The 25,188-nt window shown below is 66.9% G+C and carries 24 protein-coding genes; 13 read left to right on the top strand and 11 right to left on the bottom strand.

The genetic code is table 11. The annotated features are described in order from the left end of the window. Positions 1-414 precede the first annotated feature (414 nt). Positions 415-720 carry a panthothenate synthetase gene (locus G3N64_RS10420; RefSeq protein WP_205783727.1) on the top strand — a complete coding sequence of 102 codons (306 nt, stop codon included), beginning with the start codon at positions 415-417 and terminating at the stop codon, positions 718-720. A 73-nt stretch (positions 721-793) separates the two neighbouring features. On the opposite strand, the gene G3N64_RS10425 is transcribed toward G3N64_RS10420, so the two are convergent. Both G3N64_RS10425 and G3N64_RS10430 read right to left on the bottom strand, forming a co-directional pair. After that, positions 794-1,177, bottom strand: a complete 384-nt coding sequence (locus G3N64_RS10425; RefSeq protein ID WP_205783728.1) for a hypothetical protein — start codon at positions 1,175-1,177, stop codon at positions 794-796. 138 nt (positions 1,178-1,315) lie between these two features. Continuing rightward, the gene (locus tag G3N64_RS10430; protein ID WP_205783729.1) at positions 1,316-2,116 is read right to left on the bottom strand and encodes a helix-turn-helix transcriptional regulator; all 801 of its coding nucleotides are present in this window, start codon (positions 2,114-2,116) and stop codon (positions 1,316-1,318) included. Positions 2,117-2,257: 141 nt separating this feature from the next. Between G3N64_RS10430 and G3N64_RS10435 the strand changes: the two genes are divergently transcribed. Both G3N64_RS10435 and G3N64_RS10440 read left to right on the top strand, forming a co-directional pair. Further along, a complete protein-coding gene (locus G3N64_RS10435; RefSeq protein WP_205783730.1) occupies positions 2,258-3,664 on the top strand; it encodes an APC family permease in 1,407 nt (468 codons plus the stop codon). Between the two features lie 72 nt (positions 3,665-3,736). Further along, positions 3,737-4,846 (top strand): P1 family peptidase, encoded by a 1,110-nt coding sequence (locus tag G3N64_RS10440; protein ID WP_205783731.1) that lies wholly within the window; start codon positions 3,737-3,739, stop codon positions 4,844-4,846. A 129-nt stretch (positions 4,847-4,975) separates the two neighbouring features. Here the strand turns inward: G3N64_RS10440 and G3N64_RS10445 are convergent, their stop codons facing one another. Further along, positions 4,976-5,188: a hypothetical protein gene (locus tag G3N64_RS10445; RefSeq protein WP_205783732.1), complete on the bottom strand. Its 213-nt coding sequence runs from the start codon at positions 5,186-5,188 to the stop codon at positions 4,976-4,978. A gap of 137 nt (positions 5,189-5,325) precedes the next feature. Beyond that, positions 5,326-7,509 (bottom strand): FUSC family protein, encoded by a 2,184-nt coding sequence (locus G3N64_RS10450; protein ID WP_205783733.1) that lies wholly within the window; start codon positions 7,507-7,509, stop codon positions 5,326-5,328. A 209-nt stretch (positions 7,510-7,718) separates the two neighbouring features. Between G3N64_RS10450 and G3N64_RS10455 the strand changes: the two genes are divergently transcribed. Next, complete coding sequence (locus G3N64_RS10455) at positions 7,719-8,666, top strand: LysR family transcriptional regulator (protein ID WP_205783734.1); 948 nt, start codon at positions 7,719-7,721, stop codon at positions 8,664-8,666. A gap of 133 nt (positions 8,667-8,799) precedes the next feature. Here G3N64_RS10455 and G3N64_RS10460 read toward each other — a convergent pair whose 3' ends face one another. Both G3N64_RS10460 and G3N64_RS10465 read right to left on the bottom strand, forming a co-directional pair. After that, positions 8,800-9,102, bottom strand: coding sequence for a DUF4148 domain-containing protein (locus tag G3N64_RS10460; protein ID WP_205783735.1), 303 nt, complete (start codon positions 9,100-9,102; stop codon positions 8,800-8,802). A gap of 216 nt (positions 9,103-9,318) precedes the next feature. Further along, positions 9,319-10,461, bottom strand: coding sequence for a porin (locus G3N64_RS10465; protein ID WP_205783736.1), 1,143 nt, complete (start codon positions 10,459-10,461; stop codon positions 9,319-9,321). A 436-nt stretch (positions 10,462-10,897) separates the two neighbouring features. Here G3N64_RS10465 and codA point away from each other — a divergent pair, with 436 nt between their 5' ends. The 3 genes from codA (at position 10,898) to G3N64_RS10480 (ending at position 15,168) form a co-directional block, all read left to right on the top strand. After that, positions 10,898-12,139, top strand: a complete 1,242-nt coding sequence (codA, locus tag G3N64_RS10470) for a cytosine deaminase (protein ID WP_205783737.1) — start codon at positions 10,898-10,900, stop codon at positions 12,137-12,139. Positions 12,140-12,303: 164 nt separating this feature from the next. Next, positions 12,304-13,638: a chloride channel protein gene (locus tag G3N64_RS10475; RefSeq protein ID WP_205783738.1), complete on the top strand. Its 1,335-nt coding sequence runs from the start codon at positions 12,304-12,306 to the stop codon at positions 13,636-13,638. A gap of 207 nt (positions 13,639-13,845) precedes the next feature. Next, positions 13,846-15,168: a TIGR00366 family protein gene (locus tag G3N64_RS10480; protein WP_205783811.1), complete on the top strand. Its 1,323-nt coding sequence runs from the start codon at positions 13,846-13,848 to the stop codon at positions 15,166-15,168. 83 nt (positions 15,169-15,251) lie between these two features. Here G3N64_RS10480 and G3N64_RS10485 read toward each other — a convergent pair whose 3' ends face one another. The 4 genes from G3N64_RS10485 to G3N64_RS10500 all read right to left on the bottom strand — a co-directional run bounded on the left by G3N64_RS10485 (position 15,252) and on the right by G3N64_RS10500 (position 19,356). Further along, entirely contained in the window at positions 15,252-16,571 is a 1,320-nt protein-coding gene (locus G3N64_RS10485) for an MFS transporter (RefSeq protein ID WP_205783739.1), read from the bottom strand. Between the two features lie 227 nt (positions 16,572-16,798). Continuing rightward, positions 16,799-17,731 carry a 3-keto-5-aminohexanoate cleavage protein gene (locus G3N64_RS10490; RefSeq protein ID WP_205783740.1) on the bottom strand — a complete coding sequence of 311 codons (933 nt, stop codon included), beginning with the start codon at positions 17,729-17,731 and terminating at the stop codon, positions 16,799-16,801. A gap of 35 nt (positions 17,732-17,766) precedes the next feature. Next, complete coding sequence (locus tag G3N64_RS10495) at positions 17,767-18,573, bottom strand: SDR family oxidoreductase (RefSeq protein WP_205783741.1); 807 nt, start codon at positions 18,571-18,573, stop codon at positions 17,767-17,769. A gap of 72 nt (positions 18,574-18,645) precedes the next feature. After that, a complete protein-coding gene (locus G3N64_RS10500; RefSeq protein ID WP_205783742.1) occupies positions 18,646-19,356 on the bottom strand; it encodes a GntR family transcriptional regulator in 711 nt (236 codons plus the stop codon). Between the two features lie 276 nt (positions 19,357-19,632). Here G3N64_RS10500 and G3N64_RS10505 point away from each other — a divergent pair, with 276 nt between their 5' ends. After that, entirely contained in the window at positions 19,633-20,133 is a 501-nt protein-coding gene (locus tag G3N64_RS10505; protein ID WP_205783743.1) for a type VI secretion system amidase effector protein Tae4, read from the top strand. Next, positions 20,130-20,582 (top strand): type VI secretion system amidase immunity protein Tai4, encoded by a 453-nt coding sequence (locus tag G3N64_RS10510; RefSeq protein WP_205783744.1) that lies wholly within the window; start codon positions 20,130-20,132, stop codon positions 20,580-20,582. Before G3N64_RS10505 ends, G3N64_RS10510 begins: the two co-directional genes overlap by 4 nt. Positions 20,583-20,636: 54 nt before the next feature. On the opposite strand, the gene G3N64_RS10515 is transcribed toward G3N64_RS10510, so the two are convergent. Continuing rightward, the gene (locus G3N64_RS10515) at positions 20,637-21,428 is read right to left on the bottom strand and encodes an IclR family transcriptional regulator (protein WP_205783745.1); all 792 of its coding nucleotides are present in this window, start codon (positions 21,426-21,428) and stop codon (positions 20,637-20,639) included. A 160-nt stretch (positions 21,429-21,588) separates the two neighbouring features. Between G3N64_RS10515 and G3N64_RS10520 the strand changes: the two genes are divergently transcribed. The 4 genes from G3N64_RS10520 to G3N64_RS10535 all read left to right on the top strand — a co-directional run bounded on the left by G3N64_RS10520 (position 21,589) and on the right by G3N64_RS10535 (position 25,169). Beyond that, entirely contained in the window at positions 21,589-22,365 is a 777-nt protein-coding gene (locus G3N64_RS10520) for an ABC transporter substrate-binding protein (protein WP_205783746.1), read from the top strand. Between the two features lie 88 nt (positions 22,366-22,453). Further along, entirely contained in the window at positions 22,454-23,110 is a 657-nt protein-coding gene (locus G3N64_RS10525; RefSeq protein ID WP_205783747.1) for an amino acid ABC transporter permease, read from the top strand. Next, positions 23,107-23,862 carry an amino acid ABC transporter ATP-binding protein gene (locus tag G3N64_RS10530; protein WP_205783748.1) on the top strand — a complete coding sequence of 252 codons (756 nt, stop codon included), beginning with the start codon at positions 23,107-23,109 and terminating at the stop codon, positions 23,860-23,862. The genes G3N64_RS10525 and G3N64_RS10530 overlap by 4 nt, the downstream gene beginning before the upstream one ends. After that, the gene (locus tag G3N64_RS10535; protein WP_205783749.1) at positions 23,859-25,169 is read left to right on the top strand and encodes an FAD-binding oxidoreductase; all 1,311 of its coding nucleotides are present in this window, start codon (positions 23,859-23,861) and stop codon (positions 25,167-25,169) included. The genes G3N64_RS10530 and G3N64_RS10535 overlap by 4 nt, the downstream gene beginning before the upstream one ends. Positions 25,170-25,188: the final 19 nt, after the last annotated feature.

Genomic DNA, 25,188 nt, shown 5'->3' on the forward strand with positions numbered 1-25,188 from the left:
GTTCGCGACATCATGCCCGCGCGTCCCGAATCGGGCAACCGGGCTGCATGGGGTGCACCGCGTGTCGTCGACCGGGCCGCGACGACACGCGTATGCTTTGAAATGAGGGTTCTATTTTGGGAATGTTTGAAGCCGGACAAGCGTGCTGTCTGACGCGCAGGGGTGCCGTACCGGCATGTCGGGCGATCCCGCACGCCGGCGCCATGCGTCGTACGCGCCGCGTCACACCCGCAGCCGATACATCCGGAACGATTCGTCTTCGATGAAACATTGCGAGAGTTTGCTCGGCGAGAAACCCGTGATGCGCATGGATATGAATGCGTGCCGGCCACTACCTTCGGCGCCACTGGCGCGGCATCGCGCAGCACCTATGCTTGAAGGGCCCAGGCCGGGCGGAGCCCAAGGAGGATGGTCATGCGCATGCTTCTCAACATACGAATCCCTCACGAGCCGTTCAACACGCTGGTGCGCGACGGCAGTGTCGGCGACGTGATCTCGCGGATACTCGAAGCGGTCAAGCCGGAGGCCGTGTATTTCACGGAGCAGAACGGCGGGCGCGGCGCGGTCGTGATCGTCAACATGGATGACCCGTCGCAGATCCCGGCGCTCGCTGAGCCGTGGTTCCTGATGCTGAATGCGGACTGCGAGTTCCGCGTGGTGATGTTGCCGGACGATCTCCGGAACGCCGGGCTCGCGCAACTCGGCGCGAAGTGGAAGTAGCGGGACGCTGCACATGACCATGCGCCTGTTCGAGGGCCGGGCAGGCGGCATGGCGCGGCGTTCGCGCGCGCGGCTATCGCGCAGGCTGCGATGGTTCGACGTTCGCCGCGTTCCTGTCTTTCGGTCGCAAGAGCAACAGCAGGCCGCTCAGTGCCGCCGCGGCGACGAACACGAAAAAGAACCGTTCGTTCCATTGGCGCAGGCTGTCGGACGCCGTGCCTCCATGATTCCCGGCCGTGGCGCCGATTTCCAGCAGGAACGTGAAGACCGCCGGCACCGGCGCGGAACCCAGGTAGGCCAGGAACGCGAACTGCAGCCGGCCGTGGGTCAGGATCGACCAGACGTCTTTCCCCACCAGGCAGGCGACCAGCACCACGGGTGGCACGATCACGAGCGATGCGGCGCTGATCGCGCACAGAAACAGCCAGCCAAGTCCCACGATCGGAATGAGTGACATGAAGCGGGATTCCTGTTTTCGGGCAATCTTGTCGTCGACGGCGCATCCGCATCGGCGGTACCGGATGACCGAGACATGCGGCGCTTCCCGGAGTGTGCCCGATTCCGCGCCGGTTGCCATCCGTCCGGATCGACGCGGTCATCCGGCCGCATCTTCCCCCAGCGCCTGGATGAAGCGCGAAAACAGCTCGGGCTGCGACGAAATCCCGAGCTTCGCGTACAGGTGCCGCCGGTGCACCTTCACCGTTTCGGGTGAGATCGCGAGCCGCTCGGCAATCGCCTTCGACGAATTGCCGCGCAGCACCATTCTCGCGATCGACATCTCGCGATCGGTCAGCACGCCCGCGCCGAAGCGGGCGAGCGCCTGCTCGACCCGTGCGCCGAGGTCCGCGTCGGGCGTCGCGCGTGCTGCGTCGCCCACCAGCCGCCAGTGCTGCCGGATCGCTGCGAGCACCCACGGCATCGCGGCCGTCAGCTTGCCGAGCGGCTCGACGTCGAAACGCGTGGCCGCGCCGAGCGACAGCGACAGCAGCATGTCGGCGTTCGGGCGCACGAGGATCTGGATCTCGTCGTCGCCGACCGCATCGCGGAAGTAGCTCAGGAAATATTCGCTCTGGCGGAACAGGTCGGGTGCGACTTCCTCGAGCCGGTAGCAGCCGTCGGCAAGCCCGTCGTGCGCGGCTTGCAGGAACGGGTCGAGCAGATACACGCCGTTCAGGTAGAGCGGCATGGGCGATGCGGCGTCGGTGCCGCCCGTGTCGTATTCGTCGAGCACGAGCGGCACGCCGTCGGGGCCGATCGCGGTCGCGAGCGCGTTGTCGAACGGCACCATTTCATTGAGCAGCAGCACCAGGAACCGCCAGAAACGCGGCTGGCCGAGATGATCGATTGCGCGGCCAAGCGCCTGGTGCATCGCGATTTCGGAGAAGAGACGATCCATACCACCACCGGAAGGGCGTAACACGAAGGGGGAATAGCGGTCCTGAAATTGGCTTCCTAGACTGCCACGCAATCAATCGGGCCCGAGTATGGGCGTTCAAAAAAGAGCAGCAAAGGATTGGCCCAAGCACGGGAGAACGAAATGGCGATGATGTCGGAATCGACGGGCACGCTGCAAGCGGCGCCTGCAACGGAAGACGCGCCGCGTGCGCTGTCGCAGACGCTCAGCGTGCGCGATGCGGTGATGATCACCGTGTCGGGCGTGACGCCTGCGAGCTCGATCTTCGTGATCGCGCCGTTCGCGATCCAGCAGGCCGGCAGCGGTGCCGTGCTGTCGTTCCTGCTCGGCGGCGTGCTCGCGCTGGCGTTCGCGCTCTGCTACGCGGAGCTCAGCGCCGCGCACCGCAGTGCGGGCGGCGAGTACGTGATGGCCAAGCGCGTGTTCGGCACGCTGCCCGGCTACCTGACTTTCATCACGGTGCTGTCCGTCAGCGTGTTCATCCCGGCCGTGCTCGCGAGCGGCGCCGCGCCGTACCTGAACAACGCGCTCGGCACGCACTTCAGCAACCAGTCGGTCGCGCTGACGATCGTGCTGCTCAGCTACCTGCTCGGCATGCTGAACATCAAGACGAACGCGTGGATCACGGGCGCGTTCCTGGTCGTCGAGATCGGCGTGCTGATGCTGATCGCGGGCCTCGGCTTCGGTTCGCCGCATCGCGGCGCCGACGCGCTGATCGCGCCGGTCGTCGCGAGCGGCAACGCGCTCGTGCCGGCGACGCTCGCCGCGATCGTCCCTGCGATCGGCACGGCGATCTTCTGCTACAACGGCTTCGGCTCGGCCGCCTATCTCGCGGAAGACCTGCGCGGCGGCAACCGCGACGTCGCGAAGGCGGTGATTTATTCTCTGCTCGTGATCCTCGTCGTCGAACTGATTCCGCTCACCGCGATCGTGCTCGGCGCGCCGTCGCTGACGGAGCTGACGAAGAGCACCGACCCGATCGGCTACGTCGTGCGTTCGCTGAGCAATCCGGCCGTGTCGCGCGTGGTCAGCGGCGGGATCTTCCTGTCGGTGTTCAACGCGATCATCGCGATCGTGATCACGATGGGCCGGCTGCTGTACAGCAGCGGCCGGCACGCGCTCTGGTCGCGCACGTGCAACCGCGCATTCTCGACGATCCATCCGCGCCTGGAATCGCCGTGGCTTGCGACGATCGCGCTCGCGGTGCCGTCGGCCGGGCTCGTGTTCGTGTCGAGCCTCGACGAGCTGACCGCGTTCACGGTCGACCTGCTGCTGCTGATCTATCTGGTCGTCGGGCTGGCGGCGCTCGCGAGCCGGTTCGTGCGCCGCGACGTCGAGCATCATTACCGGATGCCGTTGTGGCCCGTGACACCGCTCGTCGCGGTGGCCGGTGCCGCGTATACGCTCTACACGACGCTCGCAACGGCCACGAAACCGACCGACCTGATCATCATCGCGGGGCTGCTGATTGCCGCGCTCGTGATGTATGTGGTCTGGGCACGCCACAGCGAAGCATTCCGCGCGCTTTGAGCGCCGGATCGAAGTCTTGCCGTATCGAAACACGGAAACACCGAACCATTGAGACACTGGAGGAATGGCATCATGCGCACGAGGGATCTCGGCATCCGCATCGGACTCGGCACCCCGGGCCGCTTCAACGCGATCACGGACGTTCCGGGCGTGCGGGTCGGACACTGCACGCTGAACGTCGAGAACGGCGACGCATCGATCCGCACCGGCGTCACCGTCATCGAGCCGCGTGCGGGCGCGGTGCACGATTCGCCGTGCTTCGCGGGCGTGCACGTGCTGAACGGCAACGGCGACGCGACGGGGCTCGAATGGATCCGCGAGGCTGGCCTGCTGACCACGCCGATCGCCTATACGAACACGCACAGCGTCGGCGCGGTGCGCGATGCGCTCGTCGCGAACGAGCGCGAAGCAGCAGCCGGCCGCGTGTACTGGTGCATGCCGGTCGTGATGGAAACCTACGACGGGCTGCTGAACGACATCTGGGGGCAGCACGTGAGCGCCGCGCACGTGCAGCGCGCGCTGGCCGCCGCGCAGTCGGGGCCGGTTGCCGAAGGCGGCGTGGGCGGCGGCACGGGCATGATCTGCCACGAGTTCAAGGGCGGCATCGGCACCGCATCGCGCGTGCTCGCGGCCGATGCGGGCGGCTGGACCGTCGGCGCGCTCGTACAGGCGAACTACGGCGTGCGCGAAATGCTGCGGGTCGCCGGCTACCCGGTCGGCGAAGTGCTGCGGCACGTGCCTTCGCCGTTCCGCGCGCCGGACGCGCAAGGCGAGGCCGGGATGGGCTCGATCGTCGTGACGATCACGACCGACGCGCCGTTGCTGCCGCATCAATGCACGCGGCTTGCGCAGCGCGCGAGCGTCGGGCTGGCGCGCGTCGGCGGCGGCACCGAGGATTCGAGCGGCGACATCTTCCTGGCGTTCGCAACGGGCAACGACGGCCTGCAGGCGGCGAACTACGGCAGCAAGGGCGCGCCGACCACTGGCGTCAAGATGGTCAACAACGACCATATTTCCGCGCTGTTCGTCGCGGCGGCGGAAGCGGTGGAGGAAGCGATCGTGAATGCGCTTGTCGCGGGCGGCGACGTCGAGTCGCGCGGTGCGCGGGTCGAAGGGCTGGGGCAGGCGCGCTTGCTGGATGCGTTGCGCGAGGTGGGCTGGCGGCCGGGGCGCGGCGCCTGAAACGGCATGCGCCGCTTCAATCGAAGCGGCGGGGGATGGAGCGGCGATGCGGCGATCGGCCGGGCCGCCGCTTGCCCGTGCGAGCGATGCGGGCGATGCGGGCCTGGCCGTGACGACGCGGCGTCATGCTCAGCTGCCGAAGTAGATGTTGCAGAAGCTGACGGGGCCGACACACGCGTTCGGGTCGTCCTGCTTCGATTGCGAGCGATCGACGCGGCCTGCGGCCTTCACGGCTTCAGCGTGGTTCGCCTGTTGCTGTGCGACGTCTGCCGGTGCCGGCTGTGCGTGAGCAACAGCAGCGGTGAGCGACAGGGCAACGAGGGCGAGGTGCAGCGGCTTCATTTTGGGTTCTCCTGGGTGAGTGCCAGTCGCGCTGGCAGTGAGGAAACTATAGGCTCGCACTGCTTAAAGATTAATCACCGCGGCTGTAGAGCTTATTTCCATCCGGAACAAGGATCCCGTTGCGTGCGCACCGATCGTCAATGACGGTGCCGGTTGAACGGCGCGTCCTTGTCCAGCAGCGCGCTGCGCATGAAGTGCAGGCAGCCGACGATGCGCTGCATGCGGTGCCGCTCGTTGGGCACCGCGTACCACGCCTGCAGCGTGTGCTGCGCCGCGCGGATCGCGAGATTCACCGATTTCAGCGTGCGTGCGTGATGGCCGGGCGTCGGATCGTCGAAGAAGCGCGGCAGCTCGCGCAGCACCGCGTCGATCGAGCCGGTCCAGCGCAGCGTTTGCGGCGGTTTCGATGCGCAGAACGCGTTCAGTTCGTCGCGCAGGTCGATCACCGCGTGGCCGACCTCGAGCGTCGACAGCATCCAGCGCAGCGCATCGCGATGCTGCCGCGTGCGCTTCACGAGCAGCGTGCGCAGTTGCGCCATCAGGTCGTGCGTACTCGACTGGAAGCGCTGCGCGAGGCCGTCCGGTGCGCCTTCGCACGCCAGCGTGACCTGGCGGCGCAGGTCGTGCGCGATGCGGCCCGTGAGCCACGGCATGTGGGTGGGGAACACGACCGCGAACACGAGCGAGCACGCGAGCATCGCGACGACGATCGCCAGCCCGTTGTTGATCAGCACCTCGGGCGTATACGCGATCACGTTGTCGGGCCCCGCGAGCAGACAGAAGAACACCGCGAAGCCGATCCCGTAGCCGGACAATCCCGGCCGCATCGCGAGAAACGCGCCGACGCCGAGCACCGGCGCGAGCGCGGCGCACAGCAGCGGAAAGCCGTCGATGTTCGGATATACGTAGCACAGGAACAGGTAGCCGACGCCGGTCGCGAATGCCGCGCCGACGCTCATCTGCGCGACGAACTTCGGCGCGCGCGGCGACGTCGAGCTGAGCGCGCACGCGATCGCGGTGGCGGTCACGGCGAGCGGGCCGCTCGGCCACTCGGAGGCAATCCAGAACGCGCTCATCGCGCCGACGGCGACCACCGTGCGCAGGAACGCGAACCCGACGAAGAACGAATTGGTCTTCACCGCGTAATACGTGACCGAGCGCTCGAACGCGTGATCGTCCTGGTCGAGCGACGCATAGGTGTCGACATAGCCGAGATATTCGCCGATGAAGCGGTACAGCAGCTCGATCGCGGTATCGAAGTCGAGCAGGCCGCCCGCTGCGTGCGCCTCGATGATTCGACGCGATGCGCGCGCGGCTTTCGGCAACGCGCTGTGGAAGCGGCGCAGTTCGAGCAGTGCGCCGGTGGCCGGCGAGATGCCGCGCTGCCGTTCGTCGCGCAGTGCGGCGAAGCGTTGCGCGAGCGCGTCGACGTGCGGCGCCAGCGCATCGAGCACCGCGTCCGAGCCATTGGCGCGCAGCCGCTTGACGAGCTGGTGCAGCGCATGCAGCCGCGTGCACGCGTTCATGAACTCGCTGTTCAGCCGCGCGAGGCGGCGGCTGCGCGCGCGAATGTGCGGATCCTCGAACGATGCGAATGCGCGGTTGGCCTCGAAGCCGACGATGTCGTCGACGAAATCGGCGAAGCGCCGCTCGAAATCGCCGCGTGCGACGTCGCCCGCGAGCGCGCCGGCCGTGAACGCCGCGAACGTCGCATGGCGCGTACCCAGCGAGCGCATCAGCGCCTTCGCGGAGCTGAGCGGCAGGATCAGCGCGCTGACCGCGCCCGAGCATGCGATGCCGAGCGCGACTTCCGCGGCGCGGGTAAGCGCGGACTGGAACAGCGTCTGCGGGGTCATCACGGCCGGCAGGCCGATCAGCGCGGCCGTGTAGCCGGCGAGCACGAAGCCGTACCAGCGGAAGTGGCGGTTACGCACCGCGAGCGCGATGCAGGTGCCGATCCACAGCGTGATGCCGGCCATGTACAGCTCGGGCTGCTGCGCGAACAGCCCACCGAGCGCGAGCGCGGCGACGAGGCCGGCCGCCGTGCCGAGCACGCGGTAGAAACTCTTCGCGAACACCATCCCCGACAGCGGCTGCATCAGCACGAACACGGTCGTCATTGCCGTGCGCGGCTGCGACATCTCCAGGCGCATCGCGATGCCCATCGCGAGGAGCGCCGCGAACACGGTTTTCGCGAGGTGCAGCCAGATCAGCCCGTCGCTCGCGGCCCAGTCGCGCGCCGCGTCGCCGAGTGGATCGAGCCATGTCCTCCATCGTGCCGGTTCGATGGAAGGTCGCTCGATCGCAGGTTGTGGCTTCATGAGTAGGGCCTGTTCACGCTAATAACGGGGGCCGGGCAGGTTGCCGAGGCGCGTCCGAACGGGTCCGTTCGACTGGTGAGGCGCCGATTGTAGGAGGGCGGCGCCCGTGCATTAACGCAGCTGCGGGGAAACGATAGTTGCAGCCGGGGTAACAATCTGTCGCATCCCGTGGAGGAAAATAGCGGCTCCGCTACAGGTCGCTCACAGGAATGGATACGCTACAAAACATGCGGGTGTTTTCGCGCGTCGTCGAGACGGGCAGTTTCACCGCCGCCGCGCAGTCGCTGAATTCGACGACGGGCGCGATGTCGCGCGCGGTGTCGGAGCTCGAGGCGCGCCTGCGCACCCGTCTGATGAATCGTTCGACGCGCCGTCTTGCGCTCACGTCGGCCGGCGAAAGCTATCTGCGGCGCTGCCGCCAGATCCTCGCCGACGTCGACCGCGCGGAGGAAGAGGCGAGCTGCGCGCACGAACGGCCGGCCGGCGTGCTGCGCATGCACAGCTTCGCGAGCGTCGGTCATCACTATGTATTGCCCGCGCTGACGCGCTATCACGCGCAATACCCGGACGTATCGATCGAACTGTCGCTGTCGCAGCGCATGCCCGACCTGTTCGACGGCACGAGCGACATGGCCGTCGTGACCGCGTCGTCGCTGCCCGATTCGGAACTCGTGTCGCACCTGCTCGGCTCGACCTTCAGCATCCTGTGCGCGTCGCCCGACTATGTAAAACGCCACGGCGCGCCGGCCCGTCCGCAGGATCTCGCCGCGCACGCGTGCCTGACGCTGTGCACGCCGGCGTTCCCGACGCACGAATGGGTACTCGAAGGGCCCGAGGGCGTCGAGCAGATCCACGTCGCGGGGCCGGTGCAGACCAACACGGCCGAGTCGCTCGCCCTCGCGATCCGCGACGGCATCGGGATCGGCATGCTGCCGCTGTACTCGGCGATCGACGCACTGCGCGACGGCACGCTGGTCCGCGTGCTGCCCGCGCATATCCTGCAGAAGATGAACGTGTATGCGCTGTATCCGTCGCGCCGCTTCGTCGATGCGAAGGTACGGACCTGGGTCGAGATGCTGCGTGCCCAGGTGCCGGGGATGATCGCGCGCGACGTCGAGATGCTGAACGCGATCGATCGCGAACCGCAGGCGGCCTGAGCGGCGGCCGCGCATCGGCGCATTGCCGCGCGGCCGGCTTTTTCTCTTCAAGCAAACCAGGCCAGCCAGGCGAACGCAACCTGCGCCGTGCCCGCGGACCATCGTTCACGCGGGCGGGCGCTTCGTCATGCCGTTACAGCGCGGGCTTGGCAGCCGCGCCCGATTCCGTTGCGGGCTCGCCGGCCGGGCCATATGCGGCGTGTGCGGCCTTCTGTTCCGCGAGACGCTTTTCGTGGAGTCGTTCCTGCGCCGCCATGATGTCGTCCGGATAGTTGTTGACTTCGCCGCGCGCCGGGTTGTAGCCGACTGACTCGAGATCGATCAGTTCCTGCAGCACTTGCGCGCGCGTGACGGGCGACTTTGCCGACTGGGCGAACGACAGGGCCGGTGCAGCGAGCAGGACGGCAGCGGCGGCGGTAACGACGAGCGATTTCACGAGGTTCTCCTGGGTACGGGGTGGGTGGCCGGTTCGACGCGTGATGCGTGACCTTGACCGTTGCTGGCAGTCTACGCAGCGCCCGCGCCTGTAAAAACCCCGATTCCAGGCAGGCTGCCTTCCAGATGGAACAACATTGGTGCAAGCCGCACGCGGCCCCCGAACCCGCGTGAGAAAGCAGGTTCGTGGCCGTCGGGCGGCGATGCATTGCGCCCGTCAGAAGCGCGTGCGCATGCCGATCGTGCCGACGATCTGGTTCGCCGTGCTCGATGCGCCGCCCGAGCCGACGATGAACGCCTGGTAGCCGCGGCCCGATGCGTGCTGGTACATCGCTTCTGCATAAACATCCGTGCGGCGCGACAGCTTGTAGACGGCCTGCAGGTCGACCTGGTGCCACTTCGGATCGGTGCCGTGCTTGCTATTCGGGTTCGACACGCTGGCGTCCGTGTACACGTAGGCCGCGCCGAGGCTGACGGCCGGCGTCACCGCATAGCGCACGTTCACGTCGTAGTTGTTGAACGCGATCTGGCCGGTCGAGCCGAACGAGCCCGTGTTGTCGTATTGCGAGCGCGTATAGACGAAGCCGACGGTGGCCGGGCCGAACCCGTAGCTGAGGCCGCCGCCGTACGAACGCATGCGGTCCGAGCCGATCGACCAGCCGCCCTGGTTCAGGCTCTTCGCTTCGGCTGCGTCGGTCGCGCCGGGGCTCGCGCTCGTCGAGCCCTTCGTGCCGTTCATCTGCAGGTACGCGCCGGCCAGCTTCAACGGGCCGTTCGCGTAGCTCGCCGCGACGCTGTACGCGCGGTTCGCGCCGAAGTTGGTCGCGTTCGAGAACGCAACCATCGCGCCGACCTTGAGGCCCGCATAGCTCTCGCTCGTGTACTTGACCGCGTTGTTGATGCGCAGCGAGTGATTCAGGTTGTCGTTGTCGAACGGATGCGCGAAGCTCGTGTCGCCGAAGTCGCCGGCCGTGGCCGACAGCGGTGCGACGAAGTCGACCATCGTGTCGTACTGGCGGCCGAGCGTCAGCGTGCCATAGCCGTTCTGGCTCAGGCCGACGTACGCGTGGCGGCCGAACAGCTTGCCGTCCTGCCCGAGCCCGCCGTTGTTCACGTTGAAGCCGTTCTCGAGCACGAACAGGGCCTTCAGGCCGCCGCCGAGATCCTCGGTGCCGCGAAACCCGACGCGGCTGCCGTTGATGGTGCTGCTGTTCAGGCGCCACAGCGATCCACCGTTGGCGTTGTTGGTGTAGACGATGCCGGCGTCGATCAGGCCGTACAGCGTGACCGAGCTCTGTGCGTGAGCGAGCGGGGCGAACAGCGCGGCGGTGCATGCGCCGGCGATGAGGGTTTTCTTCAAGTCAAGGCTCCTGCGTGTGGGACTGGGAACGAAAGTTCGGCGCAAGTATAGGAACGCGTCGCGCGCGCAAGGCCGCCGGGCGCCGCGAGCGCACCTTTCCGGATCCCGCAAGAGACCTTCATAAAACTGACACGACGCGCCGCGCGCGCCGGACGCCGGTCGTTTTTGCACGATCGCGCGCGGGTGGCATTCGCTCGTCACGGGCCCGCTGTCGCGTCGTTGCAACATGCGCGGAGCGCGGCACGGCGGTTGATCGGCACGCCTGGCGCGCGGAGAATGGGGCGGTCATGCCCACGCTCACGACCGGCTTCACGCGCGCTCGAAGGCGGAGCGCGTGCGCGCATCGACGCGTTTCATCCATACTCGTCAACTGGATCGCACGGCCGCCCGCGCAAAGCGCGCGGCGGTTTTCATGGATGCCACGGAGAGACTCCACATGAATCTGTTCAACGTACGCCTGCGCGGCCGCGACGGCCTGTTCACGATCGGCATCGACGGCGGCACGATCGCGCGGGTCGACGCGCAGTCGGCTCCGGTCGCGCCCACGGGCGCCGGTGATGTCGACGCGGGCGGCCGCCTGGCGATTCCGCCGCTCGTCGAGCCGCATATCCACCTCGACGCGGTGCTGACGGCCGGCGAACCCGCGTGGAACATGAGCGGCACGCTGTTCGAGGGCATCGAGCGCTGGGCCGAACGCAAGGCGACGATCACGCACGAGGACACGAAGACGCGCGCGCATGCGGCGATCGGCATGCTGCGCGATCACGGGATCCAGCACGTGCGCACGCACGTCGACGTCACCGATCCGACGCTCGCCGCGCTGAAGGCGATGCTGGAAGTGAAGGACGAGGCGCGCGGGCTGATCGACCTGCAGATCGTCGCGTTTCCGCAGGAGGGCATCGAGTCGTTCGACGGCGGCCGCGCGCTGATGGAGCAGGCGATCGAACTGGGCGCGGACGTCGTCGGCGGGATTCCGCATTTCGAGAACACGCGCGAGCAGGGCGTCAGCTCGATCCGCTTCCTGATGGATCTCGCGGAGCGCACCGGCTGCCTCGTCGACGTGCATTGCGACGAGACCGACGATCCGCATTCGCGCTTCCTGGAAGTGCTCGCGGAAGAGACGCGCGTGCGCGGAATGGGCGCGCGCGTGACGGCGAGCCACACGACCGCGATGGGTTCGTACGACAACGCGTACTGCTCGAAGCTGTTCCGCTTGCTGAAGCGCGCGGGCCTGAACTTCATCTCGTGCCCGACCGAGAGCATCCACCTGCAGGGGCGTTTCGACACGTTTCCGAAGCGGCGCGGCGTCACGCGCGTCGCGGAACTCGATCGCGCGGGCATCAACGTGTGCTTCGGGCAGGATTCGATCAAGGATCCGTGGTATCCGCTCGGCAACGGCAACATCCTGCGCGTGCTCGATGCGGGCCTCCATATCTGCCACATGATGGGTTACCAGGATCTGCAGCGCTGCCTCGACTTCGTGACCGACCACAGCGCGACGACGATGCATCTCGGCGACGGCTACGGCATCGCGGTCGGGCGTCCGGCGAATCTCGTCGTGCTCGATGCGGACACCGATTACGAAGCCGTGCGCCGGCAGGCAAAGGCCACGCTGTCGATCCGCCACGGGAAGGTGATCCTGCGGCGCGAACCGGAGCGCATCACGTATCCGGATTGACGCGGCCGGCGGGCGCTCGCGGCCCGCTGGCCTTCATGTATTCATGAAATACATGAGTCGATTCGAAAAATACGTTTGTCTCATGATGTCCGCCGGCCTACGATGCGGACCTGACGACGGCGCGCGTGTTGCGCGCCGTCTTTTCGATCCGATTCGACGACCCCATGCGCCTCGATCTCCCGTCCGCTCCCGCATCCCCTTCGCCGGCCGCCAGCCCGTTCGCGCGCGTGGCCGTCGTCACGATCCTGACCGGCGTCGGCGCCGGCCTCGGCGGCATGCTGCTCGCGCTGCTGCTGCACGCGATCCAGCACGTCGCATACGGCTACAGCGTCGCGCACGTGATCGGCACCGAGAGCTTCCTCACCGGCGTGACCGGCGCCGATCCGCTGCGCCGGCTCGCGGTGCTGATCGCCTGCGGGATCGTCGCGGGCGGCGGCTGGTGGGCGCTGTACCGGTATGGCCGGCCGCTCGTCAGCATCCGCCGCGCGGTGCGCGCGGCCGATCCGCGGATGCCGTTCGTCAGTACGACGGTTCACGCGCTGCTGCAGATCGTCACCGTCGCGCTCGGCTCGCCGCTCGGCCGCGAAGTCGCGCCGCGCGAGATCGGTTCGCTGTTTGCCGGGCGGCTGGCGCACGCAGCGGGGCTCACGCCCGACGATTGCCGGCTGATGGTCGCGTGTGGCGCCGGCGCGGGCCTGGCGGCCGTCTATAACGTGCCGCTCGGCGGCGCGATCTTCGTGCTCGAAGTGCTGCTCGGCACGTTCGAACTGCGTGCGCTGGTCATCGCGGTCGCGACGTCGGCGATCGCGGCGGCCGTTGCGTGGATCGGCCTCGGCAACGAACACCAGTACACGGTGCCGCCGTTCGTGCTGAGCACGCCGCTGGTGGCGTGGTCGATCGTCTGCGGGCCGCTGTTCGGCTTCGCCGCGTACGGCTTCGTGCGGCTCACGACGCGTGCCCGGGCGACCGCGCCGAAAGATTGGCGGCTGCCCGTGCTCGCGCTGGTCAACTTTGCGGTGATCGGCGTGCTCGCGATGCGGTTTCCGCAATTGCTCGGCAACGGCAAGGGCCCGGCGTCGCTGGGTTTCGACGGCACGCTGACGATCGGCCTCGCCGCGGCGCTGCTCGCGCTGAAAGTGCTGATCGAGGCCGGCAGCCTGCGGGCGGGCGCGGAAGGCGGCCTGCTGACGCCGGGCCTCGCGAACGGCGCGCTCCTTGGCGTTGTGCTCGGCGGGCTGTGGAGCCTCGTGTGGCCGGGCGCGTCGATCGGCGGGTGTGCGCTCATCGGCGCCACCGCGTTTCTCGCCGCGTCGATGCAGATGCCGATCACGGCGGTCGTCCTGCTGCTCGAATTCACGCGCGCGGATCACGACAGCCTCGTGCCGATGCTGCTGGCCGTGGCCGGCTCGCTCGTTGCGTACCGGTTCGCGCAGCGGCTGGCGGAGCAGCGGGCGAATGCGGTTGCGACCGTGAGCACATCTGCGACGGCCGCTCGTTAACGTACACGCATCCGACCTTTTCACCGGCGGTGCCGTCTGCATCGCCGGTCGCCGTTTTCCTCCCCGTTTCCACTTCGCGCCTGCACGCGATCGGAACCGCGCGCGCCAAAGCGCGTCCGCCGGTTCTGTGCAAGAATCCGCGCGTTTCCGCGCCTCAACCAACAACGACACGCGCGGATGTCCCTATCAGGAAACGAGGAGCTCAAGTTGATTCAGCGTATTTCCCGCTTTTTCACGCAGGTGGTCCACCGCGTGTTGCCCGACCCGTTGATTTTCGCGATCCTGCTGACGATCGTCACGTTCGCGCTCGCGTTTGGCCTCACGCCGAATACGCCCGTGCAGCTCACGACGATGTGGGGTTCGGGTTTCTGGAACCTGCTCGCGTTCTCGATGCAGATGGTGATGATTCTCGTCACCGGCCATGCGCTCGCAAGCTCGCCGCCCGTGAAGCGCATGCTCGTCGCGCTCGCGAGCACCGCGCGCACGCCGGGGCAGGGCGTGATGCTCGTCACGTTCGTCGGCGCGCTCGCGTGCGCGATCAACTGGGGCTTCGGCCTCGTGCTCGGCGCGATGCTTGCACGCGAAGTGGCGCGTCGTGTCGCCGGCAGCGATTACCGGCTGCTCGTCGCATCCGCGTACATGGGCTTCCTGAGCTGGCACGGTGGATTGTCGGGTTCGGTTCCGCTCGTCGCGGCCACGAAGGGCAATCCGATGGAGAAGACCATCGGGCTGATTCCCGTGTCGCACACGATCTTCACCGGCTACAACGCGTTCATCACGATCGGGCTGATCGTGATGCTGCCGTTCCTCGCGCGGATGATGATGCCGAAGCCGGGCGACGTCGTCAGCGTCGATCCGGCGCTGCTGGCTGAACCGCCGAGCGTCGAGCGCCAGCTCGGGCCCGATGCGACATTCGCGGAGCGGATGGAGGAGAGCCGCGCGCTGTCGGTTCTCGTCGCGGCGCTGTGTGCGGCGTTCCTCGTGCTGAAGTTCGTGCAGAAGGGCTTCGCGCTCGACATCGACACCGTGAACCTCGCATTCCTCGCCGCCGGCATCCTGCTGCACCGTACGCCGATGGCCTATGCGCGCGCGGTGGCCGGTGCGGCGCGCGGCGCGTCGGGGATCATGATTCAGTTCCCGTTCTACGCGGGCATCCAGGCGCTGATGGATCACTCGGGGCTCGCGGGCGTGATCACGAAGTGGTTCGTCGATATCGCGAACGTGCATACGTTCCCGCTGCTCGCGTTCCTGAGCTCGGCCGTGATCAATTTCGCGGTGCCGTCCGGCGGCGGCCACTGGGTCGTGCAGGGCCCGTTCGTGATGCCGGCAGCGCAAGCGCTCGGCGCCGATCTCGGCAAGGCCGCGATGGCGATTGCATACGGCGAGGCGTGGACCAACATGGCGCAGCCGTTCTGGGCGCTGCCCGCGCTGGCGATCGCCGGGCTCGGCGTGCGCGACATCATGGGGTATTGCGTGACGACGCTGCTGTTCTCGGGCGTCGTGTTCGTCGCGGGGATGTATCTGTTCTGACGGCGCGAGGTGCGATGCGGGCGGGGTGGCGAAGCCCGCATCGCACCAGCCTGGATCCAGCCGGCCTTCGGATTGCCGTCGCGCTACGGCGCGTCGGGCCGCTCGTGCCCGTGACGCAATGCGAGGCTCGCGAACGCCGCGACGACGAGTGCGGCTGCCAGCAGCGTCAACCCGTTTTTCGCATTGCCGGTCGCCTGTTCGATCGCGCCGACGACGGTCGGCCCGACGAAACCGCCGAGCAACCCGCACGTATTCACGAGTCCGAGCCCCCCGGCCAGGGCACGACCGGCGAGCCGCGACGCGGGAAACGTGAAGACGATCGACTGAACGACGAAGAACATGGACGCGGCCACGCACACGCAGAGCAGCCCCGTAACCGGCGACGCATGCGCGGCGCCGACCATCCCGATCGCCATCACGACCAGCCCCGCACACAGCATCCGGCGGGCGTGATGCGACTCGCGCGCGAAGCGCGGAAGCATCCCGGCCCCGAGCGCTGCGGCGAGCCACGGAAGCGCAGTCAGCAACCCGACCGCGAACGGGGAGAAGCGTCCTGACGCACCGATGATGCCCGGCAGGAAGACGATCACCGTGTAGATGGTCAACTGGTGGCAGAAGTACACGAAGATCGCGAGCCAGATCTGCGGATCGCGCAATGCCGCGCCGAACGCGTGACCGCCCCGTGCGGCGACGCCCGCGTCCTGTTCCGCAGCCAGCGTACGCTCGAGTGCACGGCCGGCTTCCGGAGAGAGCCACGGCGCGGCGCTCGGTCGATCCGGCAACCGTGTCCACACGACGAACGCGAGCAGGATTGCCGGAATGCCTTCGACGACGAACAGCCATTGCCAGCCGTGGAAACCCAGCGTGCCGTCGAGCTCGATCAGTGCGCCGGCCAGCGGCCCGCCCACGATGTTGGCGATGCAGACGCCGAGCAGGAAGTAGCCGGTTGCGCGCGCACGCTCCTCGCGGCCGAACCAGTACGTCAGGTACAGCATCACGCCGGGAAACAGGCCGGCTTCGGCCGCCCCGAGCAGCAGGCGCATCACGTAGAACGACGTCTCGCCGCTGACGAACGCCATCGCGACCGACAGCGCGCCCCACGTGATCATGATCCGCGTGATCCAGAAGCGCGCACCGACGCGATGCATGATCAGGTTGCTCGGGATCTCGAAGAGCGCATAGGTCAGGAAGAACAGCCCGGCACCGAGCCCGTACGCGGCCGATGAAATGCCGAGGTCGACGCCCATCGAATGTTTGGCGAACGCGATGTTGGTGCGGTCGAGAAAGCTGATCACGTACGCGGCGATCAGCAGGGGCATCAGTTTGCGGAACAGCAGCCGGTTGAGCGACGCGCTTGCGTCGCCGGTGGCGGAAGGCAGGGCATGAGCGTGATGAGTGGACATGCGGACGACTCCGGTAAGGGCGAACGCGGCGCACACGGCAAGCACGGCGCGCCGCGTTCGGCAGATGCCGCTGCAGGGCATGCAGCGGATGGGCAGACGACGGAGCCGCGCCGGCAGCGCTCGAACGGAGCGGGGCGATGAAGGGCGTCCTGGCGCCGGCCGGCTCGGGCCGGGCCGGCGCCTTGTCACTGCGCTTGCGGGTTCTGGTGTTGGGGGCGACCCGGCGATCAGAAATTCACCGCGTCGCCGCCCTTGAGTGCGAGCATCGCGCGCGCCTCGGCCGGCGTCGCGATCTCCAGCGACAGGCCTTCGAGCACCTGGCGCATTTTCAGTACCTGCGCGGCGCTCGATTCGGCGAGCTTGCCCGGCACGATCCATAGCGAATCCTCGAGCCCGACGCGCACGTTCGCGCCTTGCGCAGCGCCGATCGTCGCAAGCGGAATCTGGTTGCGGCCGGCGCCGAGGATCGACCACACATAATCGCTGCCGAACAGGCGGTCGGCCGTGCGGTGCATGTGCATCAGGTCCTCCGGGTGCGCGCCGATCCCGCCGAGCAGGCCGAACACGCTTTGCACGAAGAACGGCGGCTTCGCGAGCCCGCGGTCGACGAAATGCGCGAGGTTGTACAGATGCGAGATGTCGTAGCACTCGAATTCGAAACGTGTGCCGTTCGCGCCGCAGCGCGTGAGGATCGTCTCGATGTCGGCAAAGGTGTTCTTGAACACGAGGTCGCGGCTCTTCTCGAGATGTTCGCGTTCCCACGGATGCTTCAGTTCGCGAAAGCGCTCGAGCATCGGGTACAGCCCGAAGTTCATCGAGCCCATGTTGAGCGACGCGACCTCGGGCTGGAAATGCAGCGCGGGCTGGAGCCGTTCGTCGACCGTCATGTGCGGGCTGCCGCCCGACGTGAGGTTGATCACCGCATCCGTTTGCGCCTTGATGCGCGGCAGGAATTCGGCGAACACGGCAGGATCCTGCGTCGGCTTGCCGTCGGACGGGTTGCGTGCATGCAGGTGCAGGATGGCCGCGCCGGCCTGCGCGGCCGCGACGGCGGCCGTTTCGATCTCGTGCGGCGTCACGGGCAGGTACGGCGACATCGACGGCGTATGGATCGCGCCGGTCGGCGCACAGGTGATGATGACTTTGCGAGCGTTTGCCACGGATGGATTCCTTTCGGTGAACGATGCAGGAGGTGTCAGAGCACTTCGACGTTGCCGCAGACGGAGATTGCCTGCCCGGTGATCCCGTGCCCGCCCGGCGAGCACAGGAACAGCGCAGTTGCGGCGATCTCGGCCGGGTCGGTCATGCGCCGCAGCGAGATCTTCTCCAGATAGCGCTTCTCCATCTCGTCGTAACCGATGCCGAGCTGCTGCGCCCGCGCGTCGATCACGCGGCGCATCCGCGGGCCGCGCACGATGCCGGGCTGGATCGCGTTCACGCGGATGCCGAGCGGCCCGAGTTCGATCGCGAGGCTCTTCACGAGGCCGACCACGGCCCATTTCGTTGCCGCATACGGTGTGCGGAACGCGTAACCGAGCCGGCCTGCAACCGACGACATCGCAATGATCGCGCCGCCGTGTTTCGAGCCGCGCAGCAGCGGCACCGCGCGGCGCGCGAACTGGAATTGCGCGTTGAGATTGATCGCGACGGTTTGCTCCCACTGCACGGGGTCGATTTCGTCGATGCCGCCCGTCGGGCCGGCGATGCCCGCGTTGTTGACCAGCACGTCGAGGCCGCCGAGCCTGGCCGATACGTCGGCGAACACGTGTTCGACGGCGGCCGGGTCGGATACGTCGGCCAGCGTCGCGCTGATCGAGGCGGCCTTGGCACGCGGCGGCCGGTCCGCGAGCGCCGCGATCGCGGCTTGCGATGCATCGCAGACATGCACGCGTGCGCCGCATTCGGCGAATGCGTCGGCGATTTCGAGGCCGATGCCCGATGCACCTCCTGTCACGAGGACGCGCAGGCCGTCATAGGGTTTCAGCAGGTCGGAAGCTGTCATGCCGGGTTGTCTCCATCGTTGATGTTGTGGGATCGCGGCCGCTTGCGATCGGGCGCCCGCGGCAAGCGGTCGCTACGGCTTGGCGTTCACGGTCCGCGGTGTCTGTTCGGCCCGCAGCGTCTCCGCGAGATCGTGCGCGGCGCCGCCGATATCGAGTGCGATGCCGGCCCGCACGCCGGCGCCGTCGCGGCGTTCGAGCGCATCGACGATTGCGCGGTGCGCATCCATCGAGCGCCGCATGTGCGGGATGTCGAGCGCGACCATGTTGAGGAACGGCCCGACGCGCATCCACAGGTTCTCGACGATCGCGAGCGTGCTTTCGCTTGCGCCATGCGCGTAGATCGCGCTGTGGAACGCGAAATTGCTTTGCAGGTAAGCGCGCGAGCGGCCGGCTTCGACGTGCGCCTGCATCGTCTCGCAGGTCTTGCGCACGGCCGCGATATGCGCGTCGCTCATGCGTCCGCACGCGCGTTCGGCGATGCAGCCTTCGAGTGCGATACGCACGTCGCGCAACTCGTCGAGCATGTCGAGCGTCATCGGCGGCACGACGAGCGCGCGATTCGGGCCGTCGACCAGCGCGCGCTCGGCACGCAGCCGCGTGAGTGCGGCGCGTACGGGCATCGTCGACGAGCCGACGGCCTCCGCGACGCTGCGCAGGCTCAACGCCTGGCCGGGCGCGAAACGGCCGCTCATCAGCGCTTCGCGCAGTTGCTGGTAGACCTTGTCGGCCATCGTTTCCTGTTCAACGGTTTTCAGTGCGGGCGGGACGATACGAGGCGCCAAGACGGGTTCTCCGGGGTTTGATCTGTGATGTGTGATCACACTTGTGATGTGCGAAGTGTTGACGATGGAAGGCATCGAGTCAAGTGGAACGGGATCGGGGAAAACGCGGGGAAGTAGAAAGGAATCGGCGTCCGGGAAATTCAAGTATTACGAAAAACTTTCAATTCGTGCGCTCTGACGCCTTGATTCGATTTCGAAGGTATCCGGGACATGAGCAGTCGCGAGCCTTCGATGCATTTCCTCGAGTCGAATTCATCTCAACAATAAGGAGCCGAAATGAAACGACCATCGTTTGCCGTTGCATGGGCGGCATCTCAGCGAATCTACGATCCTGCAAATTCCGGTGCGCGCGTCGCGAAAGTGATAGGTGGATACGTCGAGAAGAACGTCAACAATCCGGATCCGACACAGCGTTGGAGCAATACTTGCGCGGTGAGGATGAGTTATATCCTCGGCGAAGCAGGGATGGTGATGCCGCGAATCCCCGGGCAAACGGTATCGGGCGGAGACGATCGGCAATACTTTTTTCGTGTCAGGGATTTGATTCGTTTTCTCGAACAACGGTGGGGGAAAGCCGAGCGCGTCGAATATCCACCATCAAACGGCGGGTCGCTCGCAGGGCGACAGGGTGTCATCCTGTTCGAGGTGTCGGGATGGAGCGACGCACAGGGCCACGCCACACTATTCAACGGGCGCACGTGTTACGACCATTGCTACTTCAACGAGCCGGGTGCGCGGTATCGTACCGATCGCGCAAATTTTTGGAGTCTGTCATGAGGGAAGCCTGGGTCGCTGCCGCGTTGGCCTGCTTCGTGTTTCAACCGGCGATAGCCGTGGTGAAGGACGCCGCACAAGCGTCGCCGGAGGCCGGTTCACGGACTTACATCCAGAATTTCAAGGACATGGTGCTCGCCAACTGCCTGGCTACCGCTTACAAGCGCGAGCCCGGCGTGAGCAAGGACATCGGCAGCAGCACCAGCGCGTTGCGCGACTGGACCTACTACGACATGGAGCGTGCGCCGGACGTCATTCACGCGCTGGTCTCGAAGTATCTGGCCCGCGATTATCGGAATCCGGTTGTTGAATCGGAGGTCAGGGATGTGAAGTTCGACTTCCTGAAATGCATCGATCTGTATCACGGCAAGGAACTGGACGCCGCAGCGAAGAAGCTTGTATTGCGCCCGAACAGTACCTATCGAACCGGGCATTCGCCGAAGCCGCAATAGCGACCGAACGCCGTTGCGCAATGCAACGGCGCGCCGTGCGTCATTTCTCCGACGCTATTCGAGCGTCCGGATCGAATTGCTGATGCCGCGCGCGCAGTCGATCACGGCCGGCGCGAGCTTGCGGCGCGCGTCGTCGAACGTCCAGCGGCTCGTCGGCGCAACCACGTGCACGGCCGCGACGGGGTGCCCCTGGCTGCCGAGCACCGGCGCCGCGATCGACATATCGCCGATGAACAGTTCTTCCTGGTTGGTTGCGTAGCCCTCTTGCCGTGCGCTGTCGAGCAGCGCGACGAGATCGTCGAGCGCCGTGACCGTGCGCGGCGTATGCGGCGTGCGCGCCATGCCGTCGAGCCGCGCGCGTGCGTCGCCGGGCGGCAACGCGCTCAGGAACGCGCGGCCGCTGCCGGTGCAGTACATCGGGATGCGGCTGCCGATCGGCATGTGGATCGGCACGAACTTCGTCGACACGAAACGCGCGACGTACACCATTTCGTCCTCGTCCGGCTCGGTGAGGTTGGTGGTTTCGCCGGTCAGGTTGGTGAGCTCGGACAGGAACGGATTCGCGACGTCGATCAACGTGTCGGCCGCGAGATAGTTGAAGCCGATCCGCATCACGTGCGGCGTGAGCTGGTAACGCCGCGTGACCGGATGCTTGCGGATGTAGCCGAGCTTCTCGAGCGTATAGACCATCCGCTGCGCCGAGCTTTTCGTCATCCCCGCCGCGTCGGCCACTTCCGCCAGCGTCATCGTGCGCCGTTTCGCGCTGAACGCGCGCAGCACGTTCAGCCCTTTTTCCAGCGACTGGTTGAACAGCAGATCGTTTGCTTGGTCGGGCGACGTTTCCATGGCGAGGAGCGGAATCGATTCGATATTGCATCATAGCGTATCGAATATCGATACGCAAAAATCTATTTGCGATATTTTTGATTCGTTTTAAGATCAAGCCATCGTCGCAGTGTCGATCAGCGACCGGCCGGCGCCCCGGATTATTCGAGAAGGAGTCACCATGGTTCCGTTCATCAAGCGGTTCGGCGCACTGGCCGCCGGTTTCGCCACCTGTATCGCACTCTCCACGGCTTCGGCGAGCGCCGTGGCGGCCGAGCCGACGCTGAAGGTCGGCGCGACGGCCACCGGCGTGCCGTTCACGTTTCTCGACGTCAAGAGCAATTCGATCCAGGGGATGATGGTCGATGCGATCACGGCAGCCGGGAAGTCGGCCGGGTTTCGCGTCGACGTGCAGCAGACCGTGTTCTCGGCGCTGATTCCGTCGCTCACCACGCAGAAGATCGACATCATCTCGGCCGCGATGCTGAAGACGCCGGCGCGCCAGCAGGTCGTCGATTTCTCCGACACCGTCTACTCATTCGGCGAAGGCCTGATCGTGAAGGCCGACGACCCGGGCCGCTATACGTCGATGGACGATTTCAAGGACCAGGTGGTCGGCGCGCAGGTCGGCACGGCGTTCGTCGACGCGCTCAACAAGAAGGGCATCTTCAAGGAAGTCCGGACCTACGATTCGATCGCCGACATCATGCGCGATGTCGCGCTCGGGCGCATCAAGGCCGGCTTCGCCGACCAGCCGATCGTCGCGTACCAGATCGAGCACGGCGTCAACCGCCAGGTGCGGCTCGTGCCCGAATACCAGAGCGTCGTGAAGGGGCAGGTGTGCTTCATCGTGCGCAAGGGCGACACCGCGACGCTCGAGCAGCTCAACGGTGCAATCCGCAAGATGAAGGGCGACGGCACGCTGCAGCAGATCCTGCAGAAGTGGCACATGAGCTGAGCGTCGGCATTCGATTCCCGGCCGGTATCGCCCGCACGTCGCGGGCATCCCCAGCGGCGGGCTGTCCGGCCGTCGCATAGGAGACCTCATGTTTTTTCAGAATGCGATCGATTTCCTGCCGATCCTGTTGAAGGGCGCGGTGGTCACGATCGAGATCACCGCATGCGCGTTCGTGCTCAGCTCGGTGCTCGGGCTGGTCCTCGCGTTGATGAAGGTATCGCGCAATCGTGCCGTGTCGACGGCCGGCGGTACGATCGTCAACGTGATCCGCGGGCTGCCGATCATCGTGCAGCTGTTCTACATGTACTTCGTGTTGCCCGACCTCGGCGTGCAACTGTCGGCGTTCCAGGCCGGCGTGCTCGGACTTGGCATCGCCTACTCGGCGTATCAGGCCGAGAACTTCCGTGCCGGCATCGAGGCGATCGACCGCGGCCAGATCGAGGCCGCGCACGCGATCGGCATGCGCGGCCCGATGATCATGCGGCGCGTGGTGCTGCCGCAGGCGTTCCGCATCGCGCTGCCGCCGTACGGCAACACGCTCGTGATGCTGCTGAAGGATTCATCGGTGGCGTCGACGATCACGGTCGCCGAAATCACGCGCGCCGGCCAGCTGATCGCGTCGTCGACGTTCCAGAACATGAGCGTCTATACGCTCGTCGCGTTGCTGTATCTCGCGCTCGGCCTGCCGCTGATGTTCGGCGTGAACCGGCTCGGCAAGCGGCTCGCACTGAGGAGAGGCGCATGATCCGGATCGATTCGATACACAAGCGATTCGAGCAGCACGCAGTGCTGAAGGGCGTGAGCCTCGACGTGCAGCAGGGCGAGGTCGTGTGCCTGATCGGGCCGTCCGGCTCGGGCAAATCGACCGTCCTGCGCTGCATCAACGGCTTCGAGACCTACGATGAAGGCGCGATCACGATCGACGGGATGAAGGTCGACGCGCATTCGAAGCGGATCCACGCGCTGCGGATGCGGGTCGGCATGGTGTTCCAGCGCTTCAACCTGTTCTCGCACCGCACGGCGCTCGAGAACGTGATGGAAGGGCCGGTGCACGTGCGGCGCATGCCGGCCGCGCAAGCGCGCGAGCAGGCCCGCGCGCTGCTCGACAAGGTCGGGCTCGCGCACCGGATGAATGCCTATCCGTCGGAGCTGTCGGGCGGGCAGCAGCAGCGCGTCGCGATCGCACGCGCACTGGCGATGGAGCCGCAGGCGATTCTGTTCGACGAGCCGACGTCGGCACTCGATCCGGAGCTCGTCGGCGAAGTGCTCGGCGTGATGCGCGGGCTCGCGCGGGACGGGATGACGATGGTGGTCGTCACGCACGAAATGGCGTTTGCGCGCGAGGTGGCCGATCGCGTGTGCTTCCTGCACGACGGAATCATCTGCGAAAGCGGGCCGGCGCGCGACGTGCTCACGCAGCCGAAACATCCCCGCACGCAGGAATTCCTGCGTCGTCTGCTCGCATCGGACGGCACCGACAACCCGGATCGAACATGAGCGCAAGGAACGCGGTACCCGGATGGCCCGAATCCCAGTGGCCGGATTCGCTGTGGGCGGCGACCGCCGGGCCGGCGCCCGATACGCCCGCGCTCGACGCATCCGTGTCGTGCGACGTGGCGGTCGTCGGAGCAGGATTTACCGGCCTGTCGACCGCGCTCCATCTGGCCGAACGTGGCGTGAACGTGCGCGTGATCGACGGCGCGCAGCCGGGCTGGGGCGCATCGGGCCGCAACGGCGGGCAGGTGATCCCCGGGCTGAAATACGACCCCGACGAACTGGTGCGCCGGTTCGGCGACACGGCCGGCGAGCAGCTTGCCGGCATCGTCGGCGGCGCGGCCGACACGGTGTTCGACCTGATCGCGCGGCACGCGATCGACTGCGACGCGCGTCGCGACGGCTGGATCCAGCCTGCGCCGACCGACGCCATGCTCGATACGGTCGCACGCCGTGCGCAGCAGTGGGCCGCGCGTGGCGCGCCGGTCGACGTGCTGGGCCGCGACGACGTCGCGCGTCGGCTCGGCACGCGCGCGTATGCGGGCGGCTGGATCGATCGCCGCGCGGGCAGCGTGCAGCCGCTCAGTTATACCCGGGGCCTCGTGCGCGCCGCGCAGGCAAGCGGGGCGGTCGTGCACGGGCTGACGCGCGCCGTCGGGCTGACGCGTGCAGACGGTCGTTGGCGAATCGCGACGCCCGGCGGCGCGACGCTGTCGGCGGAGCGCGTCGTGATCGCGACCAACGGCTACACGGATGGGCTGTGGCCTGGCTTGCGCCAGTCGGTGATCGCCGCGAACAGTTTCATCGTCGCGACGCAACCGCTTCCGCCGGATCTCGGTCGCGACATCCTCGCCGGCGGCGAGGTCGCATCGGATGCCCGCCGTCTGCTGCTGTACTTTCGCCGCGACGCGGCCGGTCGCCTGCTGATGGGCGGCCGCGGCCCGTTCGCGGAACCGCGTGCGACAAGTGACTGGCGCCATCTCGAGCGCGCGACAACGTTGCTGTATCCGCAACTGAAGGGCGTCCGGTTCGAATATCGCTGGGCGGGGCGCGTCGCGATCACCGCGGATTTCCTGCCGCACGTGCACGAACCCGCGCCGGGGGTGACGATCGCGCTCGGCTACAACGGGCGCGGCATCGCGATGGCGACGACGCTCGGCAAGCACCTGGCCGCGCACCTGTCCGGCGATGCGCAATTGCCGTTGCCGTTCCGGGTTACGCCGATCCGCCCGATTCCGTTTCACGGGCTGCAGCGCTTCTATATCGCGGCCGGGGTTGCCTGGTATCGGCTGCTCGACAGCCTGTCCTGACGCGGGCACGAAGGCAGGT

Origin of the sequence: Burkholderia sp. Ac-20344 (assembly GCF_017104975.1) — a bacterium.
Lineage (GTDB): Bacteria > Pseudomonadota > Gammaproteobacteria > Burkholderiales > Burkholderiaceae > Burkholderia.